This is a genomic window from Luteococcus sp., assembly GCF_043424415.1.
Classification (GTDB): domain Bacteria; phylum Actinomycetota; class Actinomycetes; order Propionibacteriales; family Propionibacteriaceae; genus Luteococcus.
Genome location: NZ_JBHWOO010000192.1, coordinates 1 through 2,581 on the forward strand (window position 1 = coordinate 1; position 2,581 = coordinate 2,581).

3 protein-coding genes are annotated in these 2,581 nt (G+C 73.2%); all 3 read right to left on the minus strand.

All coding sequences use genetic code 11. From position 1 onward, the window contains the following. Nucleotides 1-36: 36 nt before the first annotated feature. On the minus strand, nt 37-450 hold the full coding sequence (locus tag ACHFFZ_RS11045; protein WP_394276669.1) for a DUF3040 domain-containing protein: 414 nt from the start codon (nt 448-450) through the stop codon (nt 37-39). A 99-nt stretch (nt 451-549) separates the two neighbouring features. Then, nucleotides 550-1,740 (minus strand): DNA polymerase IV, encoded by a 1,191-nt coding sequence (gene dinB / locus ACHFFZ_RS11050; protein WP_394276670.1) that lies wholly within the window; start codon nt 1,738-1,740, stop codon nt 550-552. Then, nucleotides 1,737-2,581, minus strand: an 845-nt coding sequence (locus ACHFFZ_RS11055) for an OB-fold nucleic acid binding domain-containing protein (protein ID WP_394276671.1), incomplete at its 5' end; no start/stop codon positions are given. The genes ACHFFZ_RS11055 and dinB, both read right to left, overlap by 4 nt.

Below are 2,581 nucleotides of genomic sequence, written 5' to 3' on the forward strand. Positions count from 1 at the left end.
GACTTGGGGTGCGTCTGGTCGGCTGGGATGCGGGGCTCAGCGGCCCTCCTCCTGGCGCCACCGCTCGGCAGCGCGCTCCAGCCCCTCATGGGCGGGATGGCTGGGCCCCGGCCCGTGCAGTTCATCGCGCTCGAGGCTCGCGGCACGCACGTCGTCGGACAGCACCACCAGGCTGACCAGCATCACGGCGAAGCCCAGCAGGCCCACCACGGGGTGCACCTGCATTCCGCCGAAGAGCCCGGCCAGGCCCACCAGCAGACCGGCGACGCATCCTCCAACACGACGGGCGTGGACCTCGCCGCCGGGGCCCGGACGCAGGGCTGCACGGCCGCCGCGGGCGGGGACCGCCGACAGCCCGCCCCTCAACCGCTGTGCGAGCGTCGGATCATCCGCCGCAAGGGAGGCCTCCAGCTGGTCGAGCAGCTGCTGCTCGTGCTCGGACAGAGCCATCACAAGCCTCCTGGGGTCAGTCGTGCAGCGACGACGCGGCACGTGGTGAGGCCCAGTGTAGGCTCGTCTCCCCCGCTCGCCAAGGACCCCCGGACAGGCTCAGCGACGGGTCAGGCTGGCCCGCTGCACCGCCGCCGGGCCGAAGCGGCTCACCACCTCGTCGGCCACCAGCTCCACCTCCCTCATCCCCCGGTCGGGGGCATCCAGCGGCAGCTGCTGGAAGGCCCGGTCCTGTTCCACCAGTTGCTCCACCCGCACCCCCACCCGTCGGATCCGGGCCCGCTGCAGGTTCAGCCGGCAGAAGGCCCGCCAGGCCCCGTCGAAGATCTCGTCGGTGACATCGCTGGGCCCTTGCAGGGTGACCGAGCGGCTGATCGTGGTGAAGTCACTGAACCTCACCTCCACCTGCACCTGGCGACCCAGCAGGCCGGCACGGCGCATCCGGGAGGCCACCCGGGCACTCAGCCGCAGCACCTCCAGTCGCACCAGGCGCGGATCGTCGGTGTCACGGGCGAAGGTCTCCTGGGCCCCCATCGACCGCTCGGTCTGCTCCGGCACCACCCGACGCGCATCCCGCCCCCAGGACAGCTCGTGGAGGCTCCCCCCCAACTGCACCCCGAAGGCGCGCTGCAGGGTGCCGCGCGGGGTGTGGGCCAGGTCGGCGACGGTGCGCAGTCCCAGCTGGTGCAGCTTGCCGGCCGTCGACGGCCCCACCCCCCACATGGCCTCCACAGGCAAGGGGTGCAGGAAGTCGACCACCTGTCCCGGCGGGACGCACACCAGCCCGTCGGGCTTGGCCTGCCTGCTGGCCAGCTTGGCGACGAACTTGGTGGGGCCGATCCCCACCGAGCACGGCACCCGCTGCTCGTCGGCCACCTGGGCGCGCAGCAGCTCCCCGATGGCCACCGGGGAGCCCAGCCGACGGATCGCACCGGTGACGTCGAGGAAGGCCTCGTCGATGCTGGCCGGCTCCACCTGCTCGGTGATGGTGCGCAGGATCGCGAAGACCCCCTTCGAGACCAGCTGGTAGGTGTCGAAGTCGGGTGCCACCGCCACCGCCTGTGGGCACAGCCGCCGGGCCCGCGAGGAAGGCATCCCGCCCTCGATGCCGTAGCGCCTGGCCTCGTAGTTGGCGCTCAGCACCACACCGCGGTGCTCGCCGCCCACGTACATCGGCCGGCGCACCAGCTCGGGGCGCCGCGCCATCTCGACGCTGGCGTAGAAGGCGTCCATGTCCACGTGCAGGATGACGCGGGAGATGTCCGGCCGCCCGCCGGCCTCGCGCGTCATCGCCCACCACTTCCCGGCGAGGAGTGCCACAGCTTGCGCGGGGCCTGGGCGCCCGAGATCCCGGCCGGCCTGATGTCGGCATAGGGCGACTGGACGAAACCACTGGGATGCACCAGCATCCGGCGCGGACCGGGATCGGGCAGCGGCTCGGGACGGTGGTCGACCAGCTGGCGCACCAGGGCCAGCGCCTCGACCCGCCCCGCGCCCCGGTCGAGGGCCTCGCGCCAGATCCGGTGCAGTTCCATCAGGTCCCAGGCCCCGGTGGCCCGCAAGGAGACCCCCCGCGGCCCGGTGCGTCGCAGCTCGCCGCGCACCACCAGCAGCCAGCTGGTGAAGACCGTCGGGGCGTAGTGGCCCTGCGCGTCCTCGAAGAAGGTGGCATCCACCGGACCCGAGGCATCGTCCAGGGTGAGGAAGACCACCCGTCGTCCGCTGCGCACCGGGGGCGTCTGGGTGGCCACCTTCACTCCCGCCACCAGGTGCTCCGAGGCCTGGCGTCGCCCCAGCAGCTCGCCCGAGCGGGTGGTGCCCAGTTCGTCGAGCAGCTCCCGGTAGGGCTCCACGACGTGCTGGCTGACGTCCATGCCCAGGATCTCCAGCTCCGCGGCCAACCGCTCGGACTCGTCCATCTCGGGCAGGCCGGTGGCCACCACGTCGGCCGGCGGGAGCCATCCGTCGCCCGCCCCGGACGAGGCGGGCTCGGAGGACGCCTGCGCTGGAGGTGGCTCGGTGAAGTCCAGTGCCAGCTGCACCCCCTGGAGCGCCTGCGCGCGACGGCCGGGGACCGCCTCGCTGCGGGCCTGGCGGCGGGCCAGCTCGCGCGGGTCGTCGCCCAGCACCA